Raw genomic sequence first — 26,911 nt, forward strand, 5'->3', positions numbered from 1 at the left:
CCCTTAATATATTGGGTATAGACTAGCCAAACGGGGATATCTATGAAGCACATACTGGTTGTTTGTGATCGCAGCGGTGGCAAAAACTCCGCACTTAAAAGAGCCTTAAGCCTACAGGAGAAAACTAAGGCCCACATCACTTTGTTAGGGTTTTGCTACGCCGATATCAAGAACCCAGAAGATCTGGAAGCGGCCAAACTCAGTCGCAAAGATCTTGAGAATTTTGTTTTAAAACAACGGAATACCGAACTTAAAACTCTACTCAAGAAAGAAAAACTAAGCGCCAAGCAGGTGACCGCCAAAGCCGTTTGGAGCAAAGACATCAGCAAGGCAATCTGTAAGTTTTGTGAAAATCATGACGTCGACTTAGTGATAAAGTCAGGGCATCGCAGTGAAACTTGGATGTATACCTCTACCGACTGGCAACTATTCCGCTATTGTAAATCACCCGTAATGATCACCGCCGGTAAAGGCTGGAAGAAAAAACCACGGATTTTGGCAGCTGTTGATCTAGGTAGCCGCAATAAAGCCAAGATAAAACTCAATCACTCAGTGATCGAGCAAGCTAAAGCGCTCGCTCATGATCTCAACGATGAGGTTCATTTAGTCTACGCCTTAAAAGTGCCGGAGGTATTGGCAGATATGGACTTGATCGATCCAAGAAAGTACGTCGCGGAGAAACGCAAGAAACTAGCGCCTTTAATTGAAAAGCTCTGTGAAGAATATCAACTTAAAAAAGAAAACGTGCATATCAAACAAGGCGATGCCAGCAAGGTAGTGCCCAGTATTGCCAATAAGGTAAAGGCAGATGCCTTAGTTTGCGGCTCTATGGCAAGAAAAGGTGTCAAAGCAAAACTAATGGGCAATTCCGCTGAGGCGATTGTTCAAAAGCTCTATACCGATATCTTGGTGGTAAAACCGTAGCCCGTAAAACCATAGTCCGTAAAAACAAAGATCTTTAAGCAAGCAATAAAAAAGGGGCTAAAGCCCCTTTTTTATTGCTTGCTGTATTAACTATTACTTCTCATCAAAGTCGATAACCACTTTATCGGTAGTTGGGTGACACTGACAAGTCAGAACAAAGCCCTCTTCCACTTCCCAGTCTTCCAAGGCATAGTTAACATCCATCTTAACTTCACCTTCGACAACCTTAGCTCGGCAAGTGCAACACACACCGCCTTTACAGGCAAATGGTAGATCGGCACCGGCCTCTAAAGCGGCGTCCAGAATATTCACGCCACCTTCAGCGACTTCTAGGTTGGTTTGCATACCATCAACAATAACGGCAACCTGGCGTACCGGGCCAGCATCTTCAGGATTTACAGCTTGCTTTTTAACGGCCGTTGGCGCAACACCGAACAATTCAAAATGAATATTCTTTTTATCCATGCCACGCTCTTGTAGCGTATCGCGAATCGCCTCGGTCATATCCTGCGGGCCGCAGATATAAACCTCGTTAACACTGGCCACATCCAAGACCTTATCAGCCAACATATTAACCTTCTCGGCGTTAATACGGCCATTAAGAATTTCAGATTCCTGTTCCTCGCGACTGAGCACATTTAATAGCTGAAAACGCTCAGGATAGCGATTCTTCAAGCCAAGAATAGTTTCGCGGAACATCATATTGGAAACACTCTTATTACCGTATACCAGCGTAAAAACACTGTTTGGCTCAGATTCCAGAGTGGTTTTTAAAATCGATAAAATGGGTGTAATACCAGAGCCGGCGGCAAAACCCAAATAGTGCTTACGAGCAGTCGAGTCTAATGGTGTATTAAAACTACCCTCAGGTGGCATTACCGCTAAAGTATCACCTTCTTTAAGCTCATCATTGGCGAAACTTGAAAATAAGCCGCCCTCAATTTTTTTGATACCAACACGTAATTCGCCATCGTGTACACCACTACAAATAGAGTAGTTACGGCGAATTTCTTGACCTTGAATGTCAGCTTTCATTACCAGGTGCTGACCCTGAGTAAAGCCAAGGTAGAGATCTTGAAGCTCACTAGGCACATTAAATACGATGGACACTGCATCATTGGTTTCTTGCTGAATCTTAGCAACCGTTAAATCGTGAAAATGATGATCGGTCATGGTTAATCACTCGTCTTTTTATTGGCGACACTTTTTACAGGTGCCGCTATGGCCAAATGGCCGCTTATTGTTTAATTACAAACCGCTGACTTGCTAAATGCATTTAAAATAGTCAAAAGGTTCTTGGCAGCTATTACATTGGTACAACGCTTTACAAGCCGTCGAACCGTGCCTGGAGATTTCTTTAACTTCATGCGAATGGCATTTGGGACAACTAACCTCAGGGGCATGTCCTAGCATGACTTTTAAACTATTGGTCGACTCCACTGGAGGCGCGATACCATAGTCACGCAGCTTTTCTTTCGCCGCATCATTCAACCAATCGCTAGTCCAAGCCGGAGACAAACGGGTGTCTACCTTAATATTCGGTATACCCAACTTTTCCAAGCACACTCGAATGTCGTCCTCGAAGTGCCCCATCGCTGGACAACCAGAGTAAGTCGGTGTGATAGTGGCAACAAGGGTATCTTCTTGCCACTGCACATCACGCAGAACACCCAATTCCCTTGCCGATAAAACAGGGATCTCGGGGTCGACTACCGAGCTTAAGGCTTCCTCAATTTCAGTCATCGGAATAGCCTGCGCCTCTGCAACGCTCAGGGCCATAGGCTTATCGCTGCTGATTAAGTTACTACCAATAAAACTGCCAACTGGGTTGTAATCCACCTTAAGCTCCTAGGCTAAAAGCCGTCTGCTTTTACGCAATTGAGTTCAAAAGCTGCTACCTAAAGGCTTACCACTGTAAGCCGGGGTGACAACGTTGAACATACTGCATTTCAGCCAACAAAAAGCCCAGTTGCTCAGTGTGCAAACCTAGACGGCCACCACTGCGATCATACTCAGGCTCTGGACGCTGCAGCGTCGCTTCGGCAAACACTTCATCAACGCTTGCGATCCACTTGGCTTTCACTTCGTTTAGATCAACACCGATACCCGCATCTACCATCATTTGGTCAACATCATCCATCTCGAACATTTCGTTAACGAAACGAGAGGCTTCAGCGATGGCATCGTTCATACGCTGGATACTTTCTTCTGTACCGTCACCTAAACGTTTAACCCATTCGGCGTTATGGCGGAAGTGGTAGCGGCACTCTTTAACTACTTTCTTCGCAATAGCAGCAAGGGTCTCGTCTTTGGAATTGCAAAGCTCTGTATAAAAGTGCAGGTTCCAAACATCCGCGTAGAACTGGCGAATCGTAGTGTAGGCGAAATCACCTTTTGGCTGCTCCATGAGCAGGTAGTTGGTAAATTCACGCTCATCACGATGATAAGCTAAATCGTCTTCGTCGCGACCTTTACCTTCTACTTCACCAGCATAGCTATATAGCATGCGGCAACGCCCTAAGAGATCCAAAGCGGTGTTAATTACACCGATATCTTCTTCCAAAAAAGGACCGTGACCACACCACTCTGACAAGCGATGCCCTAAAATCAATGCATTGTCCGCCAACCTTAAGGTATAGGTGAACAAAGCATCTTGCTGTGTTAATTCACTCATTGCTTTTACCTAATATTATGGGTTGGCTTACATGTGTTTTACGTCAGCGGGCACATCATAAAATGTGGCGTGGCGATAAACTTTATCGTCCGCTGGCTCGAAAAATGCCTCTTGATCATCAGGCTGGCTCGCCACAATGTGCTTGGCTTCCACAACCCAAATGCTATTGCCTTCGCTACGGCGAGTATAAACGTCGCGGGCATATTGCAATGCTTGCTCTGCATCGGCAGCGTGAACACTACCGCAATGCTTGTGGTCCATACCACGCTTACTGCGTACAAAAACTTCCCATAGAGGTAAATACTGATCAACCATTATTCTTCTCCTTCAGTCGCCAATTTTGGCGTTAACTGTAATTCGCCAATCGCGCTGCCTTAGGCGACGGATTGTTTTTTATCTGCCTGTTTCTTTTGGTAAGCAAGGGCTGCTTCACGCACCCAGTTGCCTTCGTCATGAGCCTTTTGGCGAGCCTGCAAACGTTCATGATTGCAAGGGCCATGACCTTTAATGACAGCAAAGAATTCTTCCCAAGGCATTTCACCAATATCATAGTGGCCACGTTCTTCGTTCCACTTACAGTCAGCATCAGGTACTTCCATACCCAAGTACTCGATTTGAGGAACCGTCTGATCAACAAACTTCTGACGAAGCTCATCGTTGGAGAAGCGCTTAATCTTCCACTTCATAGACTGAGCAGAGTTTGGTGAATCTGCATCACTTGGGCCAAACATCATCAAGGCAGGCCACCAGTAGCGATTGATCGCATCCTGACACATTTTCTTTTGGGCTTCGTTACCGCGAGCTAGCGCCAACATGCCTTCAAAACCTTGGCGAGCGTGGAAGCTCTCTTCCTTACAAACACGAATCATGGCCCGTGAATAAGGACCGTAGGAAGTACGGCACAAGGCAACTTGGTTTACGATAGCCGCGCCATCAACCAACCAGCCAATTGCGGGAATATCCGCCCAACTTAGGGTTGGATAATTAAAGATACTGGAATACTTCGCCTTACCTGCGTGCAAATCATCTACCATTTGCTCACGAGAAGACCCTAGGGTTTCTGCAGCACTGTAGAGATACAAGCCATGGCCCGCTTCGTCTTGCACCTTGGCCAGTAGAATGGCTTTGCGGCGTAGCGACGGCGCACGAGTGATCCAATTACCTTCTGGCAACTGACCAACCACCTCGGAGTGGGCATGCTGGGAAATTTGGCGAATGAGCGTACGGCGGTAAGCCTCAGGCATCCAATCTTTAGGTTCGATCTTCTTTTCAGCGTCGATGCGCTCCTGAAACTCTGTTTCTAATGCGTCGATGTCGACGACTTGATCTTGCGGAGTCATTATTGTCGTTCCTCCTGGGGCTTATCACTGCGTTAGCTCTGGCTAATTATTGTTCTACTTCTAAAGCAAACACCTTAGAGAGCAGGCCATTAATCAGACCAGTCGAATTTACTTTATACGTTTATGATACGTTTTTGTCGGCCACAGTCAATATTTTTGTATCATTTCAAGGCAAAAGCAAATATATCGATATAAAACAGACACTTACACGCAAAGAGATTGCAATGAAGTCCGTAATTCTAGTCTTAGTCAGCAAAATTTTAGGATGAAAAGGGTCTTTAGTGCACAAAAGCTATCGCTTTTAACTGCCGCTAAGTCAGCAGAACTCTATTACACTAGCCCAAAACAAAGATAATAAGACTTATGGATCAAGCACCAGACCTATTCGCCATGGGTATCCCCATATTCATGCTGCTGTTTTTGATAGAAATTATCGCCACCCTACTTCGCAAAAAAGACTGGTATCGCATAACAGACACCATCAACACCCTGTCTACCGGCGTATTAAACATTAGCAGTAACACGGTAAGTAAATTTGCCACCATAGCCATTTACAGCTTCTTCTTGCAGTTCGCCCCTAAGGAGCTGCCTAGCGAATCCATCTGGACATGGCTATTAGGCTTTATCGCCTACGACTTTTGCTATTACTGGAACCATCGCCTTGGGCACGAGCGCAATATCCTCTGGGCCGCGCATTCCGTGCACCATCAAAGCGAAGATTACAATTTAGCCACATCATTTCGACAAACCAGCTTTAGCTGGGTTTTTAGCTGGATGTTTTATGTACCTATGGCGCTGGCCGGCATTCCTTTATATGTTTTTATTTTTGCGGGTACCCTAGATTTACTTTATCAATTTTGGATTCATACCCGACATATCCCCAAGCTCGGCTGGCTAGAAAAGTTTTTCGTTACACCTTCCGCCCACCGAGTGCACCACGGTTGCAATGCCTGCTATATGGATAAAAACTACGGCGGTGTATTTATTATCTGGGATCGTTTATTTGGCACTTACCAAGAGGAACTCGACAAAGAACCCGTCGAATACGGAATTTCCACCCCCATCCGCAGCTGGAACCCCCTGTGGGCTAATGTGGTATTTTACCACCAGCTCGCCTTAGATGCTTGGCGCTGCAACTCCTGGAAGGACAAATTACTCATCTGGTTTATGCCCACTGGCTGGCGCCCAAGTGATGTCGTTATAGAGTATCCACTGACAAAGCGAGACAAGAGCTATCAAAAGTTCGATGCTAAACCGACAATGCAATTGCAATGGTATTTTGCCATCCAGTTTTTTATTTTGATACTGGTGTTGATGCTATTTTTGTCGATTGCCGATAAGCAGAGTATTTTATTTAACTCAATAGCTACTGGAGTGTTTGCTGTGAATGTTTATTGGATAGGAAGCTCTCTTGAGGATAAACCAAGAAAATACTTGAGAGAATTTTTGCGAATTAGTAGCTTAGCTGGACTCTATTTGATCTGGCCTTAATTATAGAACAGCAGTTGAAATGCGAAGTAGCGCTTAGCTACTCCGCACTCCTTTAGCGCATTAAACGCGCTCAATAATCAAAGCAATCCCCTGCCCCACACCAATACACATGGTGCACAACGCATATCGACCGCCAGTACGATGTAACTGATACATGGCGGTTGTAACCAAGCGAGCACCGGACATGCCTAATGGATGACCCAAAGCAATCGCGCCACCATTTGGATTCACACGCACATCATCATCAGCAACACCCAACTCACGCAGGGTAGCTAAGCCTTGCGCTGCGAAGGCTTCATTAAGCTCAATCACATCCATATCATCGATGCTCAAGCCGGCTTTCTCTAAGACTTTCTTAGAGGCTGGCGCAGGCCCAATACCCATAATGCGAGGCTCAACACCGGCCGTCGCCATAGCAATAACTTTCGCTTTTGGCGTCAAGCCATGTTGTTTTACGGCGTCCTCAGAGGCTACCAAAAGAGCACAAGCACCGTCATTTACACCCGAGGCATTACCTGCGGTCACGCTGCCACCTTCACGAAACGGAGCGCGTAATTTTGCTAAAGCTTCAATGCTGGTTTCACGCGGATGCTCATCTTTACCGACTACGATGGGATCGCCTTTACGTTGCGGGATGGTCACCGAAACGATTTCATCATCAAAGCGACCTTCGCGCTGCGCTGCAGCAGCTTTTGTCTGACTCGCCAGAGCCATCTTATCCTGATCTTCACGGCTGACCTTAAAATCTTCCGCCACGTTTTCCGCAGTTTCCGGCATTGAGTCGATGCCGTACTGAGATTTCATCTGCTTATTAACAAAACGCCAACCGATAGTGGTATCAAAAATTTCAGCGTTACGGCTAAAGGCGGTTTCGGCCTTACCCATTACCATGGGCGCACGTGACATAGATTCGACGCCACCGGCAACGATCAAATCAGCTTCACCGGCCTTGATACTACGAGCCGCCATACCGACAGCATCCATTCCGGAGCCACACAGGCGATTGATGGTTGAGCCTGGAGCTTCAATCGGCAAACCTGCCAATAAGGCTGACATGCGAGCAACATTTCGGTTGTCTTCACCAGCCTGGTTGGCACAGCCGTAAAATACTTCGTCCAACTGGGTCCAATCAACGGACGGGTTTCTTTCCATTAAGGCCTGCATCGGCACCGCACCCAAATCATCAGTGCGAACTTTGGAAAGGCTGCCGCCATAGCGGCCAATTGGGGTTCGAATCGCGTCACAAATAAATGCGTCTTTCATAATATCCTCAAACTAGAGCTATTGCTTTTATCAGTCTTCGCTGCCTTCAATAACGGCGCCGCGAATTTTGTATGATTTGCCACGAAACAGAGCTAGCAACGTTTCGTCTTGATTAAACACAGAAATATCGTAGCAGCCCGTACGCCCTGCTAGAGAGCGCTCTTCAGCTACGGCTCGCAGTACATCGCCTTCACGCCCAGGAGCCAAATACTCAATTGAACAACCTGCGGCTACAGTATTTTGATTACGGCTATTGCAGGCGTAAGCAAAGGCGGTATCGGCCAGCGCAAACAAATAACCACCATGGCAAGTTGCATGACCATTTAGCATACGATGCTGCACGGTCATTTTTAGCTCCGCCTTACCCGCTGACATGGTAATAATTTCTATTCCCATATCTTGTGCGGCAGGCTCGCGATCAAACAATGTTTTGGCTGATGCCCAAGCTAATTCATCAGGGCTCATTGCTGCTACATCTGCTGCAGAATATTGATCAGCCATACTAACAACCTTTGAATTCTGGCTTACGCTTTTCTTTAAAAGCCGCTACGCCTTCTTTGTAATCTTCGGTACGTCCGCCAATACGCATATATTCTTTTTCTAACTCTAGCTGCTCATGCAAACTGTTAGAGGTAGATTCACGCAAGGCGCGCTTGGTCATCGCCAAACCCTTAGTCGGTTGGCTAGCGAAATGGGTAGCTAAGCCCATGGCTTTTTCCATAAGAGCATCATCTTCCACACACTCCCAGATTAAACCCCATTTTTCAGCTTGCTCAGCCGATAGTTTGTCACCTAATAACGCTAAGCCTTTTGCTCGCGCCAAGCCCACCAAACGTGGCAACGCCCAAGTACCACCGGAATCTGGAATCAAGCCAATCTTGCAGAAGGCTTGAATAAAGCTTGCGCTCTTGCCTGCCAAAACGATATCGCAGGCCAGTGCAATGCTTGCACCTGCACCGGCGGCAACGCCATTAACTGCACAAACTACCGGCATTTCTAGGTTGTGTATTGAGCGAATAAGAGGGTTGTAGTTTTTCTCTACCGAATCGCCAAGATCAGGCATCTGGCCATCGGCCGAAACAGAACGATCGCCTAGATCTTGACCCGCACAAAAGCCACGGCCGTTAGCTGTAATCAATAAGCAGCGAGCCTCACCACCGGTACGCACCTCAGTTATGGCTTGGCGCACCTCTTCATGCATTTGGGTATTGAAGCTATTTAGGTTATCGGGACGATTCAGTTTTAGAACCGCAACACCATCATTGATGGAGAATTCAATGGTTTCAAAGCTCATGCTCACTCCTCATTATTCTTCTGACAAGACAGCCACAGGGCGGCCAAATTAGCTAGGGCCTGTTAACACTAATGCGGCCGTCACTGCCGAACTTATTTCTTCGATTCGGCAAGGCGGGGTGAGCGTATTGTGGTCATTCCACTATAGCGAGCACTAACACAGCCGAGCGATGAAATAAGTCGGCCCGAAGGGTTAGGCTAAAATCGCCTTACTCGGTATTGCTCGTTGCTTATTTGGAGCGACCAAACCACGCGCCTCGCACCTTGATTAAGGCGATTTTAGCTCTAACAGTGATGGCCGAATTAGTGTTAACAGGCCCTAGACACTTAGATTACACATAAAGATACAAAAATGATAGAGATATTATTTTTTGCGTATCACTTTGGGCAGACAAGCTACAAGGAATAGGGAAACAGCTATCTTAGCCGTTTTTCAATTGATGTCGTTGGCGATACTGCCTAGGCGTTAAGTCGAAACTGGATTTGAACACCCTATTGAAGTGGGATGCATCATTGAAGCCCCAGCGAAAGGCAATCTCAGTAATGGTGTAGATATCCATTGCTGGGTCATCAAGACAGCTCTTACAGGCTTCTACCCTTTCACGCTGGATATAACGCGATACAGAGGTGTTTTCATCATTGAAGAGCATGTGCAGATAGCGTGTACTGATATCATGGGCCTTAGCTATCCAATCAGGACACAAGCGGGAATCCCCAAGATGCTTGCGGATAAAGGCCTTAATTCGAAATAGGTGCTCAGTTTTAACGCCATCATTATCGAGACGAGGATTGGTTTGACCATGCTCTAAAGCCGTCGCCAACAGATCGAAGACATTGTTTTCTAACTTAGAGGCCAGTAACGGGTCCATATTATCAAGCATGGGCCCCATGCTGTGTACCATCTGGCTGAGCAAGCCATTAGCCCCCACATTAGCTGCCATACGCTGCCCTAGAAAGCTATCAGGCTCACGCACCGCTTGGCGAAGCGCGTCCTGTGGAACCGCTAACACGATTTGACGATAGTGGTCAGGGAAATGTAACTCGTAGGGTTCTGTATTACTGCACAGCACAAAGTCGCCGGGGCGAAGGTGGGCTTCTTGTCCACGCTGCCTTACCAAACCCTCTCCAGATGATTGGAATTTTACCAGGTACTGAGGACTGTCAATGGTGGACATATGGGCTTTGCGGCGGAATACATTTATAGCGCTGCTGGTGATATCCACAACACCCAGCTTACTCATTTCACGGGCTTGAATTCTACTTTGAAAGCCATTCGCACTGCTTTGCTCAACCGGCACACAGCTCATATCGCAAAAGGTTGTGCTGACATGATTTTGGAAGCTATCGAAGCTTTCTAGGGTTTCGATATGTGTGGACATAGGGCTTTCTCACGCTAGAGCTCGCCGGCTCAGACATGGCTGATCCGCGAGCTATTATAAGCTTCAGCATTGTGAAACTTTTATTATATAGCGTTAATACTGTCAGAATGACGCCTTCGGGTCTAGTCACTTTACCTGTAAAGTGACCAAAGTCGAGCCAAAATTTAATCAGCCAACAGGCCAGCACTGCCTGTTGGGCAGCCCGATAAGGAGCGCTCGACTAGAACTTAAATAATCTGCCAAAGCTATGCCAAACTAAAAATGATAGGCGCCTTGCAGGCCAATTGTGCGGCCTGGCTCAGGAGTATGGCCATGCGTTCCCCCCAAGATAGGCACATCAAACTTAAACATCGCAACTTCCTCATCTGTTAGGTTGTGCCCATACAAACTTAACTCCCAACCATTGCGCAGCCCTTTTAAGCTCACCCTACTGTTTACTTTGCTGTAGCTATCTTGGATGTCGACCGGATCATTATCGCCATCTAAGGAATATTCAGCGGAATAATTTATATTGGCTGTCCAGAAAAGCTCCCATTCGGGGCTTAATTGGTTTTGATAATTCAGACTTAAGCTGGCAGATTGATCAGGGGCATAATTCGTCGTTTGACCAGACTGATCGTTTTCACCATTCAAACCACAGGCGGCGCCGACACGATCAATTTGCAAGGCTGTACACGGGGCATCAACAAAGCTGTCATATTGAGCATCAAGTAAGGCTATCGAAAAATCCATTCTCCAAGCTGCATTTATTTGCCAAGCCAAATCCAATTCTAGACCTTGGATGGTCGACTCGGCGGCATTACTTACGGCAAATGAGAGCCCCTTGAAAACAGAGACTTGCTGATTCTCATACTGGCTTCTGAACAAGGCCCAATTGGCTCTGAGACGACCGTCCATTAATTCGTGTTTACCACCAAACTCCAAAGCAAGCACCTCTTCATCGTCAAACTCAAAATCATCATTTGGCACAGTACAAACGCTTACGCAATTATCAGCACCGGCGTCAGCTGGTCTACCATTATCGGAAGCACTAAAACCACCGCTTTTGAAGCCTTCAGATGCCGATAAATACAACATATCCTGATCGCTTACTTGCCACTGCAGCTGCATCGAGGGCAACCACTTATCAGTAGATCTTGATTCATTAAAGTTCCTTGCCCAGCCGTCAAAGAAAGTCCCTTGAATTGCCGCACCGACAGGATTACTGCTTGGTGTATTTAAGCCATCTATGCTGTCATTTAAAAAAGTAATGGCACGAACATCTTTGTCCTCATTGGTATATCTCAAACCAATATTGAGCAACCACTGTTCAGCAAGTTGCCAGCTAAGTTGAGTGAAAAAAGCCCAAGCCTGAGTATCTAAACGATAATCCGTATTTCTCGCGGTAATGTCAGGACTGTAAGCTCCTGCGGTAATATCGGTCATCAATGAACGATTGGGGCTGCCGGTTAAGGGTTGATAAAAACCACCTAAGGTAAAATCAACACCAATATGGCGCTGGTATTCCAATTTTTGTTTTTCGAAGTAGGCCCCGACAAGATAATTAAGCGGGCCATCATTTTTACTTAAGAGACGAAACTCTTGGGAAAACTGCTGAAAATCTTGATCGTCATCGCGATTAATAAAAGTAAAAGGAAGCCAGTCCGCATCCATTCCATCTAAGTAGTCATAGGCTGAAAAAGCGCTAATCGAAACGAGTTGATGCTGCACCCCGTCGTAACTGAATTTGAGTTGTGCATTATGAATATTATTTTCGCTGCCATCTGGCTTATTACCAAGAGACAAACTGCTCTTGTCGTTGCCCAAACCAGAATCTCGATAGGCGGTAAATTCTTCTTCAGCAAAGGATGCCAATTCAGGGAAAAACACATTGACTACACCGTAGGCGGTCAGCGCAAAGCCATTGGAATTTGGAAACTTTACAGGCAAATCTTTAGGGCTTAAATATTCATAGATATAGCCTTTAGCCCCTACCCTAGAAAAATCTGCGTAGCTGTATTTAAACTGAGCCTCTATCTCATCACTCACTTTCCAATTTGTCGTCCAGCGAATATAGGTTTCTTCAGTTGCAGGCTCATCCCGATTCAAAAATTTGTTTTCAATGAAACCGTCACTTTGCTTAACCCTAGCTGCGAATCTCATGGATAGGTCATCAGATAAAGCTCCGCTAAGAATTAAGTCTCCACCATAACCTTTTGGGTCTTCATAGCTGAGCGATAGCTTTCCATTAAACTCTTCGCCGTAATCAGCCGAAGCGGTAATGATATTAACTGCACCGGCAATCGTGTTTTTACCAAACAAGGTACCCTGTGGTCCGCGAAGCACCTCGACCCTCTCGATATCAAACAGGGGAGCTCGATATTGCCGTCCTCGCCCCATGTAAACCGAATCAATATACATACCCACTGATTGCTCAAAGGCTTGATTGTTTCCGGAGCCGACACCCCGCATAAAGATATTAGTATGGACAACACCTTCGCCAATAGTCAGGTTGGGCACATAAGACGAAAGAGATACCATGTCGGATATACCGAGAACATCAAGCTTAGCGCTATTTAAAGCCAATACGGAAACCGGCACATCTTGAAGGGATTGCTCGCGCTTCTGAGCAGATACAATAACTTCTTCCAGAATATCGCTTGCATATGAGACTTGAAAAGTGACGCTGGCGAAAAGCCCTAAACCAATATATTTTTTAAGCATTTTTAATCCCACAGAAATTTTCATTTCACACTGCCAAGCCCCGAGATCAGTGAGTCGCTTTAGTATAGATGCAATTCCATTGGGCGCATTATGTAAGAATATTTGACGTGTAAGAAGGGAATTAAAACGTAATCAGGAAGGATTAAAAAAACAGAGGAAGGCCATCAAAAAACCAAACTAAAGCATCAGGATATATTCGATTTGTATATCGGTATGCCCATCCATAAGTGTGGCAAGGGTATGGCACCGGAAACCATACCCCTGCAATTTCATATTTTAACGACTTAGGCGACGATTACGCTCCCAGAAAAATTCCGAAAGATAATGCAAACCCCTGGCCGATTGGTCGATCTCTTTACTTTCATTGTCGGATGTCTCGGCAGCTTTCAAATTGGTTTCTGAAATATCCCGAATGTGAGTTACGCTGCGACTAATATCATCGGAAACATTTGATTGCTGCTCTACAGCTGACGATATTTGTTGATTCATGCCGTTAATATTATTAATAGATTTTTCAATGGCTTCTAGGGACTGCACAGCCTGCATTCCTTTTTCCATACACTCGCTAGCCTGCGCTATACCTTGCCCCATCATATTAACCGACTCTTTTGTACTGCTTTGCAAAGCAACAATCATCGATTCGATTTGAGCCGTTGAATCCTGCGTTCGATTGGCTAAGGTACGCACTTCTTCAGCAACCACGGCAAAACCACGCCCCATTTCACCGGCTCTAGCCGCTTCAATGGCGGCATTTAAAGCCAGTAAATTGGTTTGCTCAGCAACGTTCTTAATAACATCCAATATTGAACTGATATTATTTCCGTCTTGCTCCACTTTATTTAAAGAACTGGAGACACTTTCCATTTCATTTTTAAACGATTCAATAAGCGACTGAGTATCTTCCACTACCGACTTACCAGACAGAGCTGATTCTCTAGCGTCCATGGCTGAATCTGCTGCTAACTGAGCATTGCTTGCAACCTCCTGAATGCTAGCGCTCATTTGATTTGCTGCCGTCGCTACTGAATCTGTTTCGGAAAACTGCTTACGAGTCTCATCCTTGCTCTGCTTTAGCAAGTCACTTACATAACTCGATTTCTTCTGAAAGTCTTTAGAGGTAGCCTGCATCCTTCCAATTAGGCCTGAAGCTTCCGAGCGTAACATTTGCAAAGCAAATGATATCGCCCCGGCATCATCCTGCCTTCCAGTATAGATATAACGAGCAAGCTCATCTTCAGAGACAGCTTTACATTCCTCAATCGCATTAATGATAGGCTTGTTGCAGACATATAAACCTGCGGAAAAGCACAACATAGTTACAACAGCTAACATCAACGCTTGCACTATGGAGATTGGAAAAAATACCCCAGCTATACCTGCACACAGCAAGCTGATCAAACCCAAGGTAGCTAAGTTTTTTGACCTTGTGGATAGATAAAAGGGTAAAGAACCACCATTGTTGATCTTGGCATAGCTGTCCTTAGCGCGGGCAATCACCTCAGGCTTAGCTTTTTGTCGTACAGACTGATATTCAATATCATCGCCGTTAACAATCGGAATTGCGTAAGCATCTACCCAATAGTAACTGCCGTCCTTGCAGCGATTTTTAACGATACCCTTCCAAGACCTATTATCCTTGAGGCTAGACCAAAGCCCTGCGAACGCGGCGGGTGGCATCTCGGGATGGCGAACAATATTGTGATCCTCACCAATAAGCTCTTCTTCTTCAAAGCCGCTGATTTTAATAAAATCATCGTTTACATATCTGATCTTGCCCTGAAAATCCGTCGTCGACAAAATATTCGATGACTCATTTAGAACAATTTCATTGTCATTAATTGGTAAATTTTTTCTCATGGCGCTGTTATTTCCTAATCACTTCAATAGCAACGGATTCATTTTTTCAGGGCTTCAGTGCCCGCCTTCTTACGTACCCTCGTATTCCTTCTATCGGCAGAAAAAAAACTTCTTTATTTAAATTAGCAGAGTTTTTTTGATTATTTTTTAAGCGCACCAAAATAGTTCAAATTGACAATATAGAGGGAATTATTTTCCTTTAAAATCAACACCTTATATAACCACAGAAAAGCTAAGGCCGAGACAAGCACTCATATGAATCATTTTTATATAAGGAATTACACGCCAAATTTGCACCCCAAGATATGCTTAAAAACCCTTATTAAAAATAAGCATTTTTGCCTAAATTGTTGATCGATCATCATTCGATCAATTAGTCAAAAAGTACTACTTAGTCTTTGGATGAATACGATGAGTTGGCAGCAGCGCGAAGGCTAATGAAATCACACGGCCACCTAAAAAATAGACAAGCTTGATAAGTGTGAGCGCAGGAAAGTGTTTAGTCCAATTGCCCTTAAGTAATTGGATATAGTTCGCTGAGGGTAAAAAGCGCTCGACCACGAGGGCCGAGCGATACAACAATTGCTCTAGAACCTGGACAGGAACTGCAAAGCAAGAGATCGAAGCGGTAGAGTGTTCTTAATATGAGTGCCGCCTTCCAATAAAGGAATATCAACGCCATTATTAGCGGTGTACTCATTACTCAAGTTTTTACCCAGCAGCGACAACTCCCAATCGCTTGCGGTATTTCGCAATACAATTCGCGCATTAAACTTAGTGAAAGCTTCTTGGCTATCTTCTGGATCTAAATCGGTTTGTAAGAGGAAGTCATCACTGTAATTGGCGTCGGCTGCCAGCTCCAATGAATAGTCTTCATTAAGATCAAACTCATAGCTGATATTAAGATTGGCTGTGCTTTCAGGCGCATAGTGCAGAGTTTGTCCGCTCAAATCTTGTTCACACACGCCTTGGCTTTGAGTTTTTTGTACAAAGGTACAAGGTGCATTGGCATAACTTCCGTAGCTAGAATCCAAATAGGCATAACTTCCGCCAATGGTCAGGTTTTCATTAATTCGCCACATCCCATCCATCTCAATACCTTGAGAGGTAGCCTCGGCGGCATTACCCACAATAAATGCTAGGCCGTCATAACCTGACACTTGCAAGTCTTCAAACTCGGTTCTAAAGATAGCAAGGTTGAATTGCGCAGCGCCATCTAGCAACGTGCTTTTTAAACCAAACTCCACGGCCTTAGACTTCTCATTGTCAAACTCCAATGGCGAGGTCGCAGGGTTCAGCACCTCCGTATTAAAACCACCGCTTTTAAAACCTGTAGAAGCGGTACCATAAAACATCACATCATCAGTCAGAAAATATGAGAATTTAATCAAGGGGGTAATATTTGATTCACGTCGCTTAGCGTCTTGCTGGTGAGCAAAATACCCAAATGCCTGCATTAAACCCGCTGTCGCTGGCGACGCTGCCTGGCCATTAAATTCTATTATACTCAGTTCAGAGTCGGCTTCTTTGGTTTCACTTGCGTATCGCAAGCCCGCTGTCACAGAGAATGCCTCACTGACATTCCAGGTGGCCTCAGAGAATACCGCAAAGCTTTCACTGTCTTGATCAAAGGTCTTTATGCTGCCCGCCCGAGCTGGCACCGCAATAGGCTGCAAATTGTAGCGTCCAAGATCGCGATATTTCAGATTGCTATTTTGGTAGTAAAAACCAATGATGTAGTCCAATAACTCACCGCCTTCTGAGGCCAAGCGAATTTCCTGACTGAATTGACTAAAGTCTTGACTGGTCTCATTAAACAACAAAGGTACGGGTGAGAAGTCGGTATCTAAACCATCCTGGCTTTCAAAGCCAATATAAGCGGTAGTCGATGTTAAGCTGTGGTTACCAAGACTATATACCGCACTTAAGGTTAGATTATCACTCTCTGTGTTTTCGCTTTGCTCACCTAGAGTATTATCGATATGAGTTAGCTCATCAAAATTGCTTTCAAATGATGGAGCGAACTGTGCGAAGTAGGCGTCGGTATAAACACCGCTGTCGGTAACCTGATAGGTAGTGCCTGCACGTTCAAAACGTCCTTGCTCTAACTTTAAACTAACCTCTAGATCTTCATTCGCGTCCCATAATAGTGATGCACGAATCATGCGATCATCAGTCTCGACACCACCTGGCGCCGCTAGGCTATTATCAATTTGAGCATCTTGGCTACTACCCATAAGCGCAACACGGCCGTAAACAGTATCACTTAGTGAACCGTTAATAACAGCATGGGCCTTACGCAGCTCATCCGAACCAAGCGAAAATCCAAGCTCGCCAGAAAAATCACTGCTCGGTTTAGCTGTAGCGATGTTGATCGCGCCTGCAATTGTATTCTTGCCAAATAAGATACCTTGAGGGCCACGTAAGACTTCTACCCGCTCTAAATCTAATAAACTGCCACGATAAGAGCGATCCCTACCATGATATACGCCATCGATGTACATACCGACAGATTGTTCGAAGCCTTTGTTCAAACCCGATCCTAAACCACGCATCCTAATCTGGGTATTGTTCCCCGTACTGATATCAAGGTTTGGCACATAGGCTGCCAAATCATCCATATCTTTAATGCCGGCCTCTGCAATCTTAGCGCCACTAACCGCCGAAATAGAAATGGGTACATCTTGAATATTTTCGCTGCGCTTCTGGGCGGTTACAACCACCTCCTCTAAGGCAAAACTACTCTCTTGTGCGATGGCTATACCGCTTGATAAAGCAGTCAACGCAATGGCTTGAGCCAATTGCTTGGGTAAAAATTCACTTCGCATGTTTGTCGCTCTCTAGTTCAAATTGCTATTGTTGTTATCTAAGGCCGAATTCCGGCGCGCAATAATAGTTCAAGCTAGATAAGCTTCATTGTTCTTCGGTGACAGCATATTTGCGAATTAGTGACGTCTTTTCAAAACAGCTTAATTATCAATCAAAGTGATGAACCAGAAACCTGCTCACCCTCCAGCCAAGTCCCTAGAACTTTAATTTTATGCCAATTTTCTGGCGCTGTTGTTTTAGGATTAGCGGATAACAATGTAAAGTCCGCTCGTTTAGAAACCTCAATACTTCCAATGTCTTTTTCGGCATGCATTTGCCAGGCTGCATCGATAGTTATCGCCTCTAAAGCATCTTCGATAGACATTTTTTGAGAAGCGCTCATACTTTCATTAGAAAATCTGGGTACACGCCTAACCGATGTTTTTAGCGCTCTCATAGGATCTATAGGGGTTGCGGGATTATCGGTATGAATACTCACCCGATCATGCAACTCTGTTGCCCAACGAAGTGGCATAAAGCGCTCTGCCCTTTCGGGGCCTAGCAATAAATTTTTTACAGCCTCGCCAAAGTAATAGACATGATCGATGAAAAAGCTTGGAGTAGCGCCTAATTCCGCAGCCCGCTTTAAGTCCTCGTAACGAATCAAACCCAGGTGCTCTAGGCGATGTCGCAGTGCTTTCTTGCCGAATTGTTTTTGCGCATTTTCTAGCGCATCTAAAGCCTCAGCGTGAGCTCTTTCTCCATGACTGTGAATGGCAATCTGCCAACCAGCTTCGTGAGCATCCCTTACCTTCTGCTGCAAAGAGCGACGAGTTTCCTTTAACAGCCCACGATTTCCCTTTTTCATTTTAATAATGTCTTGGGTAAAACTGTTTTCCAAATAAGGTTCTGCTGTCGCCATTGCTCCCGTCCAAGGTGAGCCATCAAGATAAATTTTAACCCCCAAAACGTGAAAGCGCCCGTTCTGGTATCCTGGCGTATAGTCAGTCTTGGGCATTTCATCTACCATCGGATAAACATAGCTGCGCAGCGGGCTGCTCTCTCGGCTCGCAACGTGCTCCAATAGATCTAGATAGCCTTCAAACATGGCAACCGGACCCGGAACGCCTATGGTGGTGTATCCGGCATCTGCAAACGTTTGATATTGATCAATTAAAGCTGTGCGAGCGGCCCAAGCCTGTGAAAGCTTGTCTATCAGGCCAGCCTCATCTTGATACTTAATAGTGGCGATCGCTGACTCGTGAAGAATTCCGGAAAGATTACCATCGACCTCACGTTCGAAGTGCCCGCCACTTGGGTCGACAGTGCTTTTAGTCAAGCCTGACTTTTCCAAGGCCAAGCTATTAACATAAGCTGTATGCATAACCTGAGATAGAATAAAAACAGGGTTATTGGGCGCTATTTCATCTAATTTGTGGCGATCAGGTGGAATTAAGTCTTTGGTCAATAATGGATCAAGACCAAAGGCCAGCACCCACTCTCCAGGCTCGGCCGCTTCAACGGCTAGTTTTAAACGCCGAAACAAGCTTTCTGGGTTTGGATGACTGAACCCACTCAAGTCAATCAAAGGCGTTAAAAATCGCCGACTGAAGCGTTCGTATTTTGGCTCAGTCAATATAGCCGACGCTATTGGGTGGGTGTGAGGCTCAATAAAGCCTGGCATTAAAGTATAACCCGATAAATCGTACTGCTCAGTCGAAGCCCCTTTAAATCGAGCAATCTCTTTATTACTGCCAACGGCTATGATTCTTCCGTTCTTTACCGCCACGGCTTGGGCTTCAGCTTGCGATGGATTGATGGTTACTACTTCTGCATTAGTATAAATCTGGTCCGCAAGATCCTTTGCCGCTTCATCTTGCCAATCTTGAGACAACAGTATGCTAACTGCTATGATGCCAAGCGCCGTTAAGGTAGCTGTTACTTTATTAGAATTTAGTATTTGCATTATAAATATCACTAAATAAGTCCCACTAATATTTTGATGTCTTTTTGCCCTTAATTTAGGCAGTAGAGGCATAGTGAAAAGCTTGCGTGTTTACCGCTACTATGACTTTCGAATTCTATAGATTTTTTGCTTTAGCTCTTTATCAAACATGACACAACAATTGGTGGGCAATGACATTTAATAAGCCAGTGCCCCAGCACAATTACAGTTGCTCCAACGCCTATTTCAGAGCCGTCTTAGATACTGCGGTTTCATTAGGCCTTGAAAGAGCCTCCCTGCTTGAAACCTTAGATATCTCAACAGATTTAATTGCCGAGCCGAATGGCCGCATTCCAATGGACAAAGCTGTGCAACTATTAGAGCTGGGTGCAAAATTATCTGGAAATCCAGATATAGGCCTCTATGTTGGACAGCATATTAAAGCTGGCTCCTTTGGCCTTTTGGGGTACTTGAGCCAATGCAGTGCGAGCGTTTTAGAAGCCAGTCAGTTAATGATCAAATTCAAGAGAATCGTTTTCGATGCGGGTGACACCGATATGCACGAAGAAGGCGATATGACGGTCTATACTTGGAGTGCAATCAAGAAAGAATATTCCGAGCAGCGTTATTTAGTAGACGCTATCTTTTCTGGCTGGGTCCATTTTACCGCCTTGAGCACTTCCATGCAGGGCCTTGTCAAAAAAGTAGAACTCAGCTACGAAGCACCAGCTAGTAGCAAAGAGCATCATCAGCTTTTTGATTGCGAAGTCGAGTTTTCTTGCCCGCACAATCGCATCTATGTGCGCAGCGAAGATGTAAAGCGTCCATCACCACAAGCCAACATCGAAATTTTTGAAGCGCTTAATCAACAAGCCTGCAACTTTTTAGATAAACTTAATTCTCAAAGCTCCACAACAGCCACTATTCGCCACCACCTCTACCGACTACTCCCCAAAGGAGAAGCGAATATTGAAAGTGTCGCTCTTGCACTGACAGTTAATCGCAGAACATTGCAGCGCAAACTTGAGCAGGAACAAACAAACTTTAGAGCGGTTCTAAACACTTTAAGAAAGGAGCTTTGTGAGCAATACTTAAAAGATAGTAGCCTGTCTATATTAGACGTGGCACTACTTTTAGGGTTTTCAGACAATAGCGCCTTCACGTCTTGGCACCGAAGCTGGTGGGATGGACAATCCCCAACTAAACATAGAGAAGAGTTACTCAGTAACGGTAGAGGTTCGCCGGCCTTTTAATCTATCAAACCCTGCAGCGACGAAATCTAAGCAAAGCAATTACTGTTTTTCCCCTGAGTCATCAGTTGAGGCTTTGTTATTCAGGCCTTCGTGGTTCATACCTTCGTGGTTCATGCCTTCGTGGTTCATGCCTTCGTGGTTCATGCCTTCGTGGTTCATGCCTTCATGCTTCATACCTTGATGACTTGAACCATGTCCTGCATGTGCACCATGCCCAGAATGAGATAGGGGCATCCAAAGCGTCCAAACACCAAAAGCAATAATACTCAGCGCGAAGAAACGCCGAACGGCAATATTTTGAAACAAAGACTTAAAGCTTTCTGCGGCCCATCCACTTGCTAACACCGCCGGAAGTGTTCCTAGGCCAAAACCCAACATCGCAATAGCACCACCATAGGAACTACCTTGCGCAACAGAATAAGCCAGAGCACTGTAAACCATGCCACAGGGGAGAAAGCCCCAAGCCAGACCAAGCAATACTGCTTGGCCAGAATTATTGACGGGCAACAGGGGCTTCGTTAAAGGTTGAATATATCGCCATAGATAAGACCCAACTCGCTCGAGATAACTCAAACCGCGCCACCAATTAGCGAGGTAGAGCCCCATAGCAATCAATAAAAGCCCTGCAATAATGCGCAGTACAGAGTTCGCCCCTATTTGGTTGCCGATGGTACCAGCAAGTAGCCCCAACAAGGCGTAACTACTTATGCGTCCAAGGTTATAACTCAGCAGAATGCCGTAACGCTTGACTCGCTTCTCAGGGCCTATAGCAAAGCCCAAAGCCGAGGCGATTCCGCCACACATTCCTAAACAGTGGCCGCTACCTAATAGGCCTACACTAAACGTGGTTAGAAAAACCGGCCAAAGAGAAACAATATCCGCCATACTTCAACTTTTCTGTCATTAATCTGGGTTGCTGCTTTCGCTACTTTCAGCCTGGCGCTTCTCTTGTTTTGGGGCAGGCTGTTCTTCATCAAATAAAATGCGCTGCCCTTCGGTATCCAAGTCGTCAAACTGATGATTATCAACTGCCCAAAAAAATACCTTGGCAGCGACAATTACAAAGACGATGGCGATGGGGATTAAAATATATAAGCTGTCCATTTTGCACCTCAGCGTTAAGGCTGACTCATAGCTTGTTTAAACGCAGTGCATTAAGCACCACAATTAACGAGCTGGCCGACATTCCAATAGCCGCCGCATATGGAGGCACCAAGCCCGCAGCTGCCAAAGGTAATGCACAGACATTATAGCCAATTGCCCAAGCCATATTTTGGGAAATAATTTTTCGGGCAAAAAAGCTACTGTCTATCGCTTTTGGCAATGCTCGAAGATCACCACTTAATAACAAGCTATCGGCATGGGTCTGTGCAATATCACTGGCGCCAGACATAGCGACAGAAACATCGGCACCTGAAAGTACCGGCACGTCGTTAATACCATCCCCAACCATCATTACCGTTTCGCCCTGCTCCTGATACGATCGAACCTTCGAAAGTTTCTGCTCAGGGGAAACCAAGGCGCTAGCTTCGCCGATATTTAATTGCTCGGCAATGTGACATACCGTCGCAGTGGCATCGCCAGATAAGAGTTCTATCTGTACTTGCTTGTCACGTAACTGCGAAATAGCAGGCTCTGCACTCTCACGTAGTGGATCTTGTAAAAATATCTCCGCAGTAAGCTCACCATTGACAGCCAACACAATAGCTTGCGTATCAATAGGGTTGTCCGCCAACACAAATGCGGCGCGGCCCAGTCGAAGCTCTTTACCCTGCCACAAGCCACTTACACCCGCTCCGGTATGGGATTGAATATTCTCTATTTCCAGTTGCTGCTCAAAACCACGAAACGCCTTGGCAATCGGATGGCTATTACCTCGTTCAAGTGCTGCCGCCAAGGAAAGAACCTTTTCTTCACTTAGGTCGTTTTGATGGCATATCACCTTGGCAACCGTTGGCTGTCCTTCGGTTAAGGTTCCGGTTTTATCAAAAACCACTCTGGAAAGCTTAGTCAGCGTTTCAATCACATGACCTTTTACAATCAATAAGCCTTGTCGACGCAGGCGATTAGTCGCCGCCGTTAGCGCCACCGGTGTAGCCAATGACAATGCACAAGGACAGGTAACCACCAATACCGACAAGGTGATCCAAAGCGCATCTTCTGGTTTATATTGCCACCAGAATAAAAACACAGCGGCCGCGATAATCAAAACTGCCGCAACAAAATAGGCTGCCACTCTATCGGCTATCGCCACCTGGGCGGGCTTTTCCTGCTCCGCTTGGGCCACTAAACGCGAAATAGAAGATAAGCGCGTGTTATTTCCGAGGGCTGTAACTTTAATCCAAAGCGGGCTTTCGCCATTGACTGTGCCTGCCGCAACATTTTGGCCAACAGTTTTCGCCACCGCCATTGATTCACCCGTTAACAAGGATTCATCAACTTGGCTACGCCCTTCCAATACATGACCATCACAGGGAATCGTTTCCCCCGACATCACCATTACAGTGTCGCCAGCATTGATTAATTTTAAGGGTACTGTCTCTACATTTTTATCGCTATCGCAGCGATGCGCGGTAGGTGGTAACAACTGCGCTAAATTACCCGCGGCAAAGCCGGCTCTATGCCTTGCCCGCATTTCTAGATAGCGGCCAATCAAGAGCAGGAAGGTAAACATCGAAACAGAATCGAAATAGACATCAGGGCCGCTGCTTATCGTGGCCCACACACTAGCTGAATACGCTAGGATAATGGCAATGGAAACCGGCACATCCATAACCAGATGGCGAGTTTTAATAGCGCGCCATGCTGCTTGATAAAAAGGCACGGCACTGTAGAAGACTACCGGCGTTGCAAAAAGAAAGCTGATAAAACGTAAATAGCCCTGCCATTGATCACTTATGCCGAATAGCTCACCGCCATACAACGCAATTGCTACCATGCCGACCTGCATCATGCCTAGGCCGGCAATGCTTAAGCGACGTAAAGCCTTGCGGTTTTCATCATCGAGTAGGCGATTTTGGTTTTCATCAGTCGCCGGCTGTGGCCTAAAGCCAATATCGCTTAGGCTGGAAAAAATCTCACTAAGTGAGCCTTCAGACTCATCGTAACTTATCCAACAGCGATGGGTACTGGCATTAACCCGAACCTTGCTCACTTGAGGCAAACGTTGAACATGCTGCTCGATTAACCAAACACAGGCCGCGCAAGTAATTCCACCTAGCAGTAATTGCGCCTGTCTTTCACTGCCGTCCAACTGTAATACGAAGTCCTGTTGGACTTCAGGCAGATCATAAACGGTCCAACTGTGTTGGGAGTCTTCGTCAGGACGATCAGCGCTTTCGCTGCGATACTGGTAAAACTGAGTTAGCCCGCCATTCACAATAGCACTGGCCACAGCCTGACAGCCCACGCAACACATGGGCTGAGAGACACCTTCAATTTCTACTGGGAAATCAGCGCCGGCTGGGATTTCTAACTGACAGTGAAAACAGCGCTCTTCGGCTGCTTGACTCACTGGCCACCCATCTTGGCGATCTTGCTGTCTTTGAAGTTAATGTCACCATTGAGGCGCCATTCCACTTCATTGATATCACCTACCGGAGACAGGCGAAGATACTGACGGAAAGTAAGCTGATGCTCTAAATCACCACGATAGCGATTTCCTTGCAGCTGATGCATAAGCACAATGCGGTCATATTCATGGTTGGTCGGGTGAATAATCTCTAGCTGTAGCTGCTCAGGGTCATTCACCAGACCTGTTACATCCATCAAAATATCGCCAACTTCAAGATCAAATTCAACCTGAGCGGCCAAGCCTAACTCTTTAGCTCGCTCATCCTGCTCTAAACGCTGATTGATCATTAAGCCATCTTTGTAATAGTTATCACTGACCACTGAGTCATCAGCGTTAACTGCCAAGTAAATGGTATAGGCGCAGGCAATAACAACAGAGCCTGGTAAGGCAATGAGTAACCAAGGGTAAAACTGCTTGTACCAAGGTACGGTATCTTCAATGGGCGCAGGCATATCAGCATCCTATTCGCTAAAACTTATAACTGGCTAGAAACTAAGGGCTTTTTACAGGGCCCTTTAATCCGGGGCATTATAAACTAAGCCCCTTGAAAGTGCTGTATCTGGATCAAGTAGATGCAGGTTCTTTACCTGTTAAGAACCCTAAAGCCCAAATAAAAAGGCAGCCAATAGGCTGCCTTTTGCTTACATCAAGCTACTCTTGGTGGCAATTACTTCGGTGCCGGTCCGATAAAGCTAGCCTTTTGAATGGCGTGCACGGTTTCATCGTCTTCAGCTTCAACCACGAAATAAATGGTCGATTTGGTGGAATTCAGTTTGTCTCGATCGATTCTCACACTCACTGGTAAGGAGAAAATCTCACCCTCTTCCAAGTAGGCGCGATATTTCTTCTTCATGCGGTAGTCGCTTGGTGACTCACCCGTCTCGTCAGCCTGAACGTCCACACTGAAATAACTTTCACCACGGCCCATATTGTTAATCTTAACCATATAGACGTTCTCGATGTATTCAGGCGTTTCGCGGAACAGTTTGGCGCCACGATCCCGGATAACATCTACTCCTAATGGAGTACGAGTGCCAACGGTATAAGCAAATAAGCCGATCATTAAACACACGGCTATTACATAGCCAATGAATCGTGGGCGAAGTACATGAGTCTCGCCAGTCTCCATGGCATCTTGCGTTGTAAATCGAATCAAACCACGCGGGTACTTCATTCGATCCATGACGCTGTCACAGGCGTCCGCACATAAACCACAGTCAATACACTCATACTGCAAGCCATCGCGAATATCGATATCTACTGGGCAGACCTGCACACACCAGCCGCAGTCAATACAGTCACCTAAGCCTTTGGCTTTGTAATCTTCACGCGCTTTACGCTTACCGCGCGATTCACCGCGAGCCTCATCATAGGTAACCAGCATGGTGTCGCGATCATACATAACAGACTGAAAGCGAGCATATGGGCACATGTATTTACACACCTGCTCGCGTAAAAACCCTGCATTGCCATAAGTCGCTGCGGCAAAGAAGAAGACCCAAAAGGCACCGGCTGGATGCGCATTAAAAGTAAATAAATCTACGGTTAAGTCTTTTACTCCGTAAAAATACCCAATAAATGTCAGACCGGTAATAAATGAGATTAAGAACCACAAGCCATGCTTGGCGGCTTTTTTACGAAACTTGGTAAAGCTCCATGGGGCCTTATCAAGTTTAATTCGAGCATTACGATCACCTTCGCATTTATCTTCCGCCCAGATGAACATTAGTGTCCAAACAGTTTGTGGACAGGTAAATCCACACCACACTCGTCCAACTAGTACGGTGACGGTAAATAAGGTAAATGCAGCAATAATTAACAACCAGGCCAGCAGCATAAAGTCTTGGGGCCAGAAGGTTGTCCATAGAATGTGGAATTTGCGCTCCGGCAGGTCAAACAATACGGCTTGTCGCCCTTCAATGTTAAACCAAGGCAACAACATAAAGCCCAGCAGCAGCGGTATACCGGTATAACGTCGCAAGCGTTGGTAAAAGCCTTTTACTTTTCGGGTATAAATTTTGTTGGAGCCCGCTTCATATAAGTCGATATATTGCTTTTTGGGCTTGCTTTCCACTTCCGTGGTAGGAATCTTATCAGTCACAACGAGACCTCTTCAGGTTTTCCCAGTATTTGTCTGGGTATCACGGCTATTCACATGCTTTACATGCTTCCATCAATCGCTCGTGCCGCTTTAGCGGTTCTTTTTAGTTGATCGCCCGGACGAGCAATCTAGGTTGGGCTTTAGCCCTTTAAAAATTATGGTTTTAATAACGCCTTACACTAAGGATATGCCACAATCTTTTATGGCGCGAATGTTAAACCTTTTATTACTTTAACTCTAGCTTATATAAGTCCATTTACTTGCACTGGATCAACTAAAAGCCTATCCCCTTCTCTATCGGCAATT

21 protein-coding genes and 1 pseudogene are annotated in these 26,911 nt (G+C 45.7%); 4 read left to right on the top strand and 18 right to left on the bottom strand.

Annotation, left to right across the window (positions count from 1 at the left end):
• The first annotated feature begins 42 nt into the window (after positions 1–42).
• A complete protein-coding gene (locus Q1A41_RS11385; protein ID WP_299978770.1) occupies positions 43–924 on the top strand; it encodes a universal stress protein in 882 nt (293 codons plus the stop codon).
• A 93-nt stretch (positions 925–1,017) separates the two neighbouring features.
• Here the strand turns inward: Q1A41_RS11385 and paaE are convergent, their stop codons facing one another.
• The 5 genes from paaE to paaA form a co-directional block, all read right to left on the bottom strand.
• Complete coding sequence (gene paaE / locus Q1A41_RS11390) at positions 1,018–2,097, bottom strand: 1,2-phenylacetyl-CoA epoxidase subunit PaaE (RefSeq protein ID WP_299978773.1); 1,080 nt, start codon at positions 2,095–2,097, stop codon at positions 1,018–1,020.
• 93 nt (positions 2,098–2,190) lie between these two features.
• Positions 2,191–2,763: a 1,2-phenylacetyl-CoA epoxidase subunit PaaD gene (gene paaD, locus Q1A41_RS11395; RefSeq protein ID WP_299978777.1), complete on the bottom strand. Its 573-nt coding sequence runs from the start codon at positions 2,761–2,763 to the stop codon at positions 2,191–2,193.
• Between the two features lie 67 nt (positions 2,764–2,830).
• The gene (gene paaC, locus Q1A41_RS11400; protein ID WP_299978780.1) at positions 2,831–3,598 is read right to left on the bottom strand and encodes a 1,2-phenylacetyl-CoA epoxidase subunit PaaC; all 768 of its coding nucleotides are present in this window, start codon (positions 3,596–3,598) and stop codon (positions 2,831–2,833) included.
• Between the two features lie 27 nt (positions 3,599–3,625).
• Entirely contained in the window at positions 3,626–3,913 is a 288-nt protein-coding gene (gene paaB / locus Q1A41_RS11405; protein WP_299774817.1) for a 1,2-phenylacetyl-CoA epoxidase subunit PaaB, read from the bottom strand.
• Positions 3,914–3,972: 59 nt separating this feature from the next.
• Entirely contained in the window at positions 3,973–4,938 is a 966-nt protein-coding gene (paaA, locus tag Q1A41_RS11410; RefSeq protein WP_299978783.1) for a 1,2-phenylacetyl-CoA epoxidase subunit PaaA, read from the bottom strand.
• 363 nt (positions 4,939–5,301) lie between these two features.
• Between paaA and Q1A41_RS11415 the strand changes: the two genes are divergently transcribed.
• A complete protein-coding gene (locus tag Q1A41_RS11415; RefSeq protein WP_299978786.1) occupies positions 5,302–6,429 on the top strand; it encodes a sterol desaturase family protein in 1,128 nt (375 codons plus the stop codon).
• Positions 6,430–6,489: 60 nt separating this feature from the next.
• On the opposite strand, the gene pcaF is transcribed toward Q1A41_RS11415, so the two are convergent.
• The 8 genes from pcaF to Q1A41_RS11455 form a co-directional block, all read right to left on the bottom strand.
• Positions 6,490–7,692, bottom strand: coding sequence for a 3-oxoadipyl-CoA thiolase (gene pcaF / locus Q1A41_RS11420; RefSeq protein ID WP_299978789.1), 1,203 nt, complete (start codon positions 7,690–7,692; stop codon positions 6,490–6,492).
• Positions 7,693–7,722: 30 nt separating this feature from the next.
• Positions 7,723–8,193, bottom strand: coding sequence for a hydroxyphenylacetyl-CoA thioesterase PaaI (gene paaI, locus Q1A41_RS11425; protein ID WP_299978792.1), 471 nt, complete (start codon positions 8,191–8,193; stop codon positions 7,723–7,725).
• Position 8,194: 1 nt separating this feature from the next.
• On the bottom strand, positions 8,195–8,986 hold the full coding sequence (paaG, locus tag Q1A41_RS11430; RefSeq protein ID WP_299978794.1) for a 2-(1,2-epoxy-1,2-dihydrophenyl)acetyl-CoA isomerase PaaG: 792 nt from the start codon (positions 8,984–8,986) through the stop codon (positions 8,195–8,197).
• A gap of 421 nt (positions 8,987–9,407) precedes the next feature.
• Positions 9,408–10,364 carry a helix-turn-helix domain-containing protein gene (locus tag Q1A41_RS11435; protein WP_299978797.1) on the bottom strand — a complete coding sequence of 319 codons (957 nt, stop codon included), beginning with the start codon at positions 10,362–10,364 and terminating at the stop codon, positions 9,408–9,410.
• A gap of 255 nt (positions 10,365–10,619) precedes the next feature.
• Entirely contained in the window at positions 10,620–13,067 is a 2,448-nt protein-coding gene (locus Q1A41_RS11440; protein ID WP_299978800.1) for a TonB-dependent receptor, read from the bottom strand.
• A gap of 276 nt (positions 13,068–13,343) precedes the next feature.
• Entirely contained in the window at positions 13,344–14,924 is a 1,581-nt protein-coding gene (locus Q1A41_RS11445) for a PAS domain-containing methyl-accepting chemotaxis protein (protein WP_299978805.1), read from the bottom strand.
• 587 nt (positions 14,925–15,511) lie between these two features.
• Complete coding sequence (locus Q1A41_RS11450) at positions 15,512–17,752, bottom strand: TonB-dependent receptor (protein WP_299978808.1); 2,241 nt, start codon at positions 17,750–17,752, stop codon at positions 15,512–15,514.
• A gap of 152 nt (positions 17,753–17,904) precedes the next feature.
• The gene (locus Q1A41_RS11455) at positions 17,905–19,698 is read right to left on the bottom strand and encodes an amidohydrolase (RefSeq protein WP_299978810.1); all 1,794 of its coding nucleotides are present in this window, start codon (positions 19,696–19,698) and stop codon (positions 17,905–17,907) included.
• 170 nt (positions 19,699–19,868) lie between these two features.
• On the opposite strand from Q1A41_RS11455, the gene Q1A41_RS11460 reads away from it, so the two are divergent.
• Both Q1A41_RS11460 and Q1A41_RS20385 read left to right on the top strand, forming a co-directional pair.
• A complete protein-coding gene (locus tag Q1A41_RS11460; protein ID WP_299978813.1) occupies positions 19,869–20,930 on the top strand; it encodes an AraC family transcriptional regulator in 1,062 nt (353 codons plus the stop codon).
• A gap of 65 nt (positions 20,931–20,995) precedes the next feature.
• Positions 20,996–21,193: a pentapeptide repeat-containing protein gene (locus tag Q1A41_RS20385; protein WP_363322376.1), complete on the top strand. Its 198-nt coding sequence runs from the start codon at positions 20,996–20,998 to the stop codon at positions 21,191–21,193.
• On the opposite strand, the pseudogene Q1A41_RS11465 reads toward Q1A41_RS20385, so the two are convergent.
• The 5 genes and pseudogenes from Q1A41_RS11465 to ccoG all read right to left on the bottom strand — a co-directional run.
• A pseudogene (locus tag Q1A41_RS11465) lies at positions 21,186–21,815 on the bottom strand (sulfite exporter TauE/SafE family protein); the annotation flags it as partial. The gene Q1A41_RS20385 and the pseudogene Q1A41_RS11465 overlap by 8 nt on opposite strands.
• Positions 21,816–21,833: 18 nt before the next feature.
• The gene (gene ccoS / locus Q1A41_RS11470) at positions 21,834–22,034 is read right to left on the bottom strand and encodes a cbb3-type cytochrome oxidase assembly protein CcoS (protein WP_299978818.1); all 201 of its coding nucleotides are present in this window, start codon (positions 22,032–22,034) and stop codon (positions 21,834–21,836) included.
• Positions 22,035–22,059: 25 nt separating this feature from the next.
• Positions 22,060–24,444, bottom strand: a complete 2,385-nt coding sequence (locus tag Q1A41_RS11475) for a heavy metal translocating P-type ATPase (RefSeq protein ID WP_299978821.1) — start codon at positions 24,442–24,444, stop codon at positions 22,060–22,062.
• A complete protein-coding gene (locus Q1A41_RS11480) occupies positions 24,441–24,956 on the bottom strand; it encodes a FixH family protein (RefSeq protein WP_299774849.1) in 516 nt (171 codons plus the stop codon). The genes Q1A41_RS11475 and Q1A41_RS11480 overlap by 4 nt, the downstream gene beginning before the upstream one ends.
• 215 nt (positions 24,957–25,171) lie before the next feature.
• Positions 25,172–26,605 carry a cytochrome c oxidase accessory protein CcoG gene (gene ccoG, locus Q1A41_RS11485; RefSeq protein ID WP_299978824.1) on the bottom strand — a complete coding sequence of 478 codons (1,434 nt, stop codon included), beginning with the start codon at positions 26,603–26,605 and terminating at the stop codon, positions 25,172–25,174.
• Positions 26,606–26,911: the final 306 nt, after the last annotated feature.

This window comes from uncultured Pseudoteredinibacter sp., assembly GCF_947502065.1.
GTDB lineage: Bacteria > Pseudomonadota > Gammaproteobacteria > Pseudomonadales > Cellvibrionaceae > Pseudoteredinibacter.